Genomic DNA, 2,626 nt, shown 5'->3' with positions numbered 1-2,626 from the left:
GCGGCACCAACCCCTCTTTTTCGGCCTTTCGAGCATACCGTCTCAGGCCATCTCAAATCGTCTCAAAACATTTGATCTAAAAGGCTTTTTCGCCGTTTCGATGTTTGGCCCGCCGTCGCACGCCGACTCGGTGCGTCTCATTGCTTTTCAGCGTGTTGTTGGGAAATTGTTGGGAAAAATTTTCGCGAGTCACGGTTTCCCAACAAATCTCGAATCGGATTTCCCAACAGATGAAATTGTCCGATCTGAAATGCCGAAAGGCCGCGGCCTCCGAGCGCCTCATTAAGCTCGCCGATGGAGAAGGGCTCTTTCTCCATGTCTATCCGAACGGCAAGAAGCTCTGGCGGCTCGCGTATCGCTATGGCGGCAAGCAGCGGGACCTCGCGTTCGGACCCTATCCGCACATCAGCCTGCTCCAAGCGCGGAAGCAACGCGAGGCGGCGAAGGATCTCCTACGCGAAGGCAAGGACCCCGCAGCGGAAAGAAAGGCTGATGAAGAGACCGCAGCGGCTCTCCAGGAGACGACGTTCGCAGCCTTCTCCGATCTCTATCTCGACCGGCTGGCGAAGACCGGTCGATCGGCGCCCACGATCAAGAAGGCCAGATGGATTGTCGAGGACCTCGCCAAGGAATTGAGGGATGAGCAAGTCGCCGACATCAAACCGCGTGACGTGCTTCGCGCTCTTCGCGTCGTTGAGGCCAAGGGGAATCGCGAAACGGCTCGGCGCATGCGGGGCGTGCTGTCGGCGGTCTTTCGGCTGGCGGTGATCGAGCAAGCAATCGACATGGACCCCTCAGCCCCGCTGAAGGGCGCCCTTCTACCGCCAGAGACCCGGCACAATTCTGCGGTCATCGATCCGGACGGATTCGGAGCGTTGTTGCGAGTCATCGACGGCTATGACGGCCACAAGACAATCAAGCTAGCGCTCCAGCTCTTGGCGCTAACCTTCCCCCGGCCTGGAGAACTCCGCCAAGCGGAATGGCCCGAGGTCGATATCGCGGGAGCGCTTTGGATAATCCCGGCGCCACGGACGAAGATGCGCCGCGAGCACCGCATTCCCTTATCCCGGCAGGCAGTCGAGAAGTTCGAGGCGTTGAAGGAGATCACTGGACGCGGCCAGCGATGCTTTCCGTCCATACGTTCGCTCGACAATCCACTCAGCGATGGTGCTTTGAATGCGGCGCTGCGTGCGATGGGTGTTGATGGCAGCGTTCACGTCGCCCACGGCTTCCGCAGCTCAGCATCGTCGCTCTTGAACGAGCATTCGGCGTTCTCGCCGGAAGTGATCGAGAGAGCGCTAGCACACGGCGAGCCGGACAAGGTTCGTCGCGCATACAATCGGGCGCAATATTGGGACGAGCGCGTGAGGATGATGCAGTGGTGGGCCGACTATTTGGACAAGCTCAAGCGGCCGAGGGTAAGCGGAGCTATCGCGCCGGCGGCTGAACCCAACCAGGTTGCCGATGCCTCTGCGTCCTCAGTTTAATGCGTGGCGCCCACTGCGTCAGTGTTGGTGCGCCGCCTTCAAGGTTTCCTATGCTGCCACAGACGCGCTATCGGCCGTAGCGAACGGCAAGGAGTAACCAGCGGAGCTGTACGCGATCGAAACGGCGCACTGGGCCGTCATCCAGCATACGCCCGTCTTGGATGCGAACGCCGGGAACGACCCCTTCCTTCAGCCGCCGTGCGATGGTGGCCCGGGACACGCCAAAATGCTTCCGGATTTCTTTGTAGGTCAGCCACACCAAGTCCTTCGGGAGGTCCGTAATCGACCGATCGACGATCTCGACGAGGCCCGCTGGATACGCGGGCAGCTCATCCATCGTCACGAGATGCGCGCCGTCGTCGGCGACCAATTTACGCCGCGCCTTTATCGGACGTGTGGGGGACGGGGCCTGACCCGGTGATGCAATCGGCAAAGGCAGGGCGGATGCGCCCGCCGTTGATACATCAACGTCGAACAAGCCGAGTTGCGACGTATCCGCCGGCTTCGCCCGCGTCTTCTTGCGGGGCGGCGGAGCGAGGTTTGCGCCGGTGACCACGGCTAGCGTCCGCCGCCGACGTATGGTCGCAATTGAATGTCGCGCGTGACCAGCACGCGCACGGGAGCACCCGCGCGCACACGCAACGTCGGCCGTACTGCGAGTTCTCGATCGACAACTCGCGCGCCCGTCTGTGCTGCCTGTTGCGCGGCGGCGTCACCGAGACTTGGGACCAGTCCGCTCGATTCATTGTCCTCAACCTCATTGGCCGCAACGGCAATGACGGACGACAACGCGATCGCGGCGGCGAGCCGATCAAGATGATTATCGGTTCTGTCCGTCAGCCCCGACGCGCCAGACGGATCGCTCGCATCCATGTTCTCAAGGTTGATGCTCCAGCCATTTGGCAGGATAAGTCTATTCCAGGCAAGCAGGATGCGGTTGTCGCCATGGCGCGCGCCGTCACGATACGTGCCGATGAGCCGTGATCCCTGCGGAATCAGCAGATGATTGCCCGTCACGCTGTCATAAACCGGCGCCGTCACCTGCGCGATGACGCGGCCGGGCAAGTCAGAATTGAGCGCTGTGACCAACGCTGCAGGAATAACATGCCCCGCCTGCAATTCGTACCGCGAGCGCGGCG

Annotated in this window: 4 protein-coding genes; 2 read left to right on the top strand and 2 right to left on the bottom strand. The window is 61.3% G+C overall.

What is annotated here, in order from left to right; all coding sequences use genetic code 11:
* Both SGJ19_04530 and SGJ19_04525 read left to right on the top strand, forming a co-directional pair.
* Positions 1–286 (top strand): hypothetical protein (locus SGJ19_04530; GenBank protein MDZ4779497.1); only part of this gene is annotated, 286 nt, incomplete at its 5' end.
* Complete coding sequence (locus tag SGJ19_04525) at positions 231–1,487, top strand: integrase arm-type DNA-binding domain-containing protein (protein ID MDZ4779496.1); 1,257 nt, start codon at positions 231–233, stop codon at positions 1,485–1,487. The genes SGJ19_04530 and SGJ19_04525, both read left to right, overlap by 56 nt.
* A gap of 67 nt (positions 1,488–1,554) precedes the next feature.
* On the opposite strand, the gene SGJ19_04520 is transcribed toward SGJ19_04525, so the two are convergent.
* Together SGJ19_04520 and SGJ19_04515 are read right to left on the bottom strand one after the other, a co-directional pair.
* Positions 1,555–2,043 (bottom strand): hypothetical protein, encoded by a 489-nt coding sequence (locus tag SGJ19_04520; protein MDZ4779495.1) that lies wholly within the window; start codon positions 2,041–2,043, stop codon positions 1,555–1,557.
* 2 nt (positions 2,044–2,045) lie between these two features.
* Positions 2,046–2,626 (bottom strand): TrbI/VirB10 family protein (locus SGJ19_04515; protein ID MDZ4779494.1); only part of this gene is annotated, 581 nt, incomplete at its 5' end.

The sequence above is a fragment of the Planctomycetia bacterium genome (genome assembly GCA_034440135.1).
Taxonomy (GTDB): domain Bacteria; phylum Planctomycetota; class Planctomycetia; order Pirellulales; family JALHLM01; genus JALHLM01.
The sequence above is the reverse complement of the archived record's forward strand: the minus strand, read 5'-3'. Positions and strand labels throughout refer to the sequence as shown.